The sequence below is a fragment of the Pseudoxanthomonas mexicana genome, assembly GCF_010093385.1.
In the GTDB taxonomy this organism is placed as follows: domain Bacteria; phylum Pseudomonadota; class Gammaproteobacteria; order Xanthomonadales; family Xanthomonadaceae; genus Pseudoxanthomonas_A; species Pseudoxanthomonas_A mexicana.
The window spans coordinates 1-3,426 of the sequence record NZ_PDWV01000101.1 but is presented as its reverse complement, the minus strand read 5'-3'; the positions used below and the strand labels follow the sequence as shown (position 1 = coordinate 3,426).

General features: G+C 69.8%; 4 protein-coding genes. 1 reads left to right on the top strand and 3 read right to left on the bottom strand.

Annotated elements, in window-relative coordinates:
- The first annotated feature begins 110 nt into the window (after positions 1-110).
- Complete coding sequence (locus CSC76_RS18700; protein ID WP_162111467.1) at positions 111-848, top strand: DUF481 domain-containing protein; 738 nt, start codon at positions 111-113, stop codon at positions 846-848.
- Positions 849-864: 16 nt separating this feature from the next.
- Here CSC76_RS18700 and hemC read toward each other — a convergent pair whose 3' ends face one another.
- From hemC to CSC76_RS18685, 3 genes are all read right to left on the bottom strand, one after another.
- Positions 865-1,773: a hydroxymethylbilane synthase gene (gene hemC / locus CSC76_RS18695; RefSeq protein WP_162111466.1), complete on the bottom strand. Its 909-nt coding sequence runs from the start codon at positions 1,771-1,773 to the stop codon at positions 865-867.
- A gap of 37 nt (positions 1,774-1,810) precedes the next feature.
- Positions 1,811-2,542, bottom strand: coding sequence for a LytR/AlgR family response regulator transcription factor (locus CSC76_RS18690; protein ID WP_162111465.1), 732 nt, complete (start codon positions 2,540-2,542; stop codon positions 1,811-1,813).
- A gap of 94 nt (positions 2,543-2,636) precedes the next feature.
- Positions 2,637-3,323, bottom strand: coding sequence for an alpha/beta hydrolase (locus CSC76_RS18685; RefSeq protein WP_162111464.1), 687 nt, complete (start codon positions 3,321-3,323; stop codon positions 2,637-2,639).
- Positions 3,324-3,426: the final 103 nt, after the last annotated feature.

The following is a 3,426-nucleotide window of genomic DNA, read 5'->3' as shown; positions in this document are numbered from 1 at the left end:
GCCCCGCCCAGGCCACCGAGGTGCTGCTGCCGCGCAACGACAAGGTGGAGGCCCCGCACGCGGGCAAGGGTTTCGGCAAGGAAAGCAGTACCGCGTTGCCGGTGGTCGCCATGGCCGTGCGCCCGGTGCCGGAACCCGCTCCCGAACCCACGCCGCCCGCCCCCACATTCACCGGCGGAGGCGAACTGGGCTTCGCCGCGGCCAGCGGCAACAGCAACACCGAAAGTTTCAACGGACGCCTGGACCTGACCTACACCGACGGCGGCGCCTGGCGGCACAGCGCCAGCCTGTTCGGCCTGCATTCGCGCTCGGAATACCTAAGGACCCACGAAGACGGCAGCCAGGTGCGCGACACGCGCACCACCGCCAACCGCTACACCGTCACCGCCAACAGCGCCTATTTGATGGACGACCGCGGCACGCTGAACACCTCGCTGCGCCACGAGGAGGACGATTTCGGCACCTACAGCCGCCAGCAGTCGCTCAGCCTGAGCTATGGCAACCGCGTGATCGAGAACGAGCGCGCGCACCTGGACCTGCAGGTGGGGCCGGGCTATCGCCGCGCCTACGACACGCTGGACGAGCGCAACGAAGCCAGCTTCATCGGTCGCGGCCTGATCGACCTGCGCTACGCGTTGAGCCAGAACACCGAGATCGTCAACAAGCTGCTGGTCGAGTCGGGCGAATACAACACGTTCGCCCAGAACGATCTGGGCGTGTCGGTGACGATGAACTCGCACTTGGCCCTGAAGGCGGGCTGGCAGGCGCGCCACAACAGCGACGTGGCACCGGACCGGAAACGCACTGACACACTGACCACGATGAACGTGGTCTACCGCTTCAAGTAAACCGATCGCGCAGGGCTCAGGCGAGGAACGCGCCTGCGCCCTGTTCCAGCAGGCGCGCGGCGACCGAACGGCCCAGACCCTCGGGATCGTCCAGCGGGCCCCTGCCATCGGCCCGGATCACCTGCCCTTCCGCCGCCGAGCCCACCAGGCCCGACAGCACCAGCGCATCACCGTCGCGTTGCGCGAACGCCGCCACCGGTACGTGGCAGCTGCCGTGCAGCGCCCGGTTCATCGCGCGCTCGGCCTCCACGCAGGTGCGGGTGGCGGCATCGTCCAGCGCCGCGAACAATGCGTGCATGGCGGGATCCTCCGCACGGCATTCCACCGCCACCGCGCCCTGCGCCGGCGCCGGCAGCCAGTCCGGGGCGTCCAGGCGCGCGCGGATGCGGGCCGCGAAACCCAGCCGCTGCAGGCCCGCGCAGGCCAGGACGATGGCGTCGTAGTCGCCCGCATCCAGCTTGCCCAGACGCGTATTGACGTTGCCGCGCAGGTCCAGCAGCTGCAGGTCCGGGCGCAGTACGCGCAGCTGTGCCTGCCGGCGCAGCGAGGACGTGCCCACCCGCGCGCCATGCGGCAGCGCGGCGATGCCGTCGTAGTGGTTGGACACGAAAGCGTCGGCGGGATCGGCGCGGGTCAGGATGGCCGGCAGCGCGAACGGGCCCTCAAGCTCCATCGGCACGTCCTTCAGCGAATGCACCGCGCAATCGGCCTCGCCGCGCAACATGGCAAGTTCCAGTTCCTTGAGGAACAGGCCCTTGCCGCCGATCGCGGCCAGCGAACGGTCCAGCACTTCGTCGCCGCGCGTGCTCATCGGCACCAGTTCCACGGCCAGGCCGGGATGCGCGTCGCGCAGGCGCGCGGCGACGTGTTCGCTCTGCCAGAGGGCGAGCGGGCTCTTGCGGGTGGCGATGCGCAGCGTGGTCATGCGGGCATTATCCCGCATGCCACGACCACTGCGCAGGTCAGAGCGCCTTGACCGTCTCGCGCAGGCCGGCCACGCAGCGCCGGCTGACTTCCAGCGGTGCCTTGCCGTGGCGCAGGATGGCCTGTACATGGCCGTCCCCGACGCGCTTGATCTCGACCAGTTCGTGTCGCGCCACCAGGCAGTTGCGGTGGATGCGGACGAAGCGCCCGCCGAATTCCTCCTCCAGCGACTTCAGCGACTCCTCGATCAGGTCCTCGCCGCGCGCATGGTGCACGACCACGTACTTCTCCTCGGCCTGCAGGTAATGCACTTCGTCGACCGGAATCAGGCGGAGGCTACCGCGCAGGCGCGCGCACAGGTGCGTGCGCGGCTGCTGGTTCGACGTCGCCGGCGCGTGCGTCTCGCGCCCGGCGATGAAGGTGCGCGCACGCTCCAGTGCCGCCGCAAGGCGTTCGGAGCGGATCGGCTTCATCAGGTAGTCGATGGCGGCTGCCTCGAAGGCGGACAGCGCGTGCTCGTCGTAGGCCGTGCAGAACACCACCGCCGGCCGGGGATCGAAGGCCGCCAGGTGGCGGGCGGCTTCCAGGCCATCCACGCCGGGCATGGCGATGTCCAGCAGCACCATGTCGGGGCGGTGCTGCGAACAGGCCTGCAGGGCATCCAGGCCGTTCTCGGCCTCGGCGACCACCTCGATGCCGGGATGTTCGGCAAGCAGCGCGCGCAGGCGTTCGCGCGCAAGGGGTTCGTCGTCGGCGATGACCACTTTCACGGCAAAGGCGTCCTCGATGAACGTTGGCGTGATCCCCCGCGGCCTAGGTTACCCATGGCGGCGCCCTGCGTCACCCGTCGGGGACGCACGGCCATTACAACGCAAACCGTCGGCCCATCCAGTCACCCAGGTCACGGATTTCTTCCGCACAGACCTGGTGGGCCATGGGGTAGCGGTGCCATTCGACATCGAAGCCCAGTTCGCCGAGCGCTTGCGCACTCTGCTCGGCATGGATCAGCGGAATCACCGGATCGCCCGTGCCGTGGGCCATGAACACCGGCTGCGCCGTCGCCGCCGCGACCCGATACCGCGCCGCCTGCGACGCACCCGGCAGGTAGGTCGACAACGCGATCAGGCCGGCGAGCGGGACCTGCCGGCGCAGGCCGGCCGCCAGCGTGATGGCGCCGCCCTGCGAGAATCCGGCCAGCAGCAGCCGCTCCGGCGCGATGCCGCGCGCCTGCTCGCGCGCGATCAGCGCATCCACCTGCGCCAGCGACTCCTCTATTCCGGCGCTGTCCGCCCGGGTGGGGAAGTCCATGCCCACGATGTCGTACCACGCGCGCATGCGCACGCCGTTGTTGATCGTCACCGCGCGCACGGGCGCGTGCGGAAACACGAACCGCAGCGCGGGCCAGTCCGGCCGCACCAGTTCCGGGACGAGGGGTGCGAAGTCATGGCCGTCGGCGCCCAGCCCGTGCAGCCACAGCACGGACCATTGCGGCGATGCGCCGGTTTCGTGTTCGACGGTGTCGAGGACCGGAGTGTCGGTGGTGATGGTCATGCGGCCATTGTCGCCGCAGACGCCGGGGGACCCCAATCAGCCATCGCGGGCGGCTTCGGGCGGCAGGCGGAAATGCACCGTGCGTCTGGAATCGTGCGCGCGC

What these genes read in the sequence shown, in the direction of transcription:
- hemC (WP_162111466.1), bottom strand. Translation starts at nt 1,773, where the DNA reads ATGACCACGCTGCGCATCGCCACCCGCAAGAGCCCGCTCGCCCTCTGG.
- CSC76_RS18685 (WP_162111464.1), bottom strand. Translation starts at nt 3,323, where the DNA reads ATGACCATCACCACCGACACTCCGGTCCTCGACACCGTCGAACACGAA.
- CSC76_RS18700 (WP_162111467.1), top strand. Translation starts at nt 111, where the DNA reads ATGGCCGTGCGCCCGGTGCCGGAACCCGCTCCCGAACCCACGCCGCCC.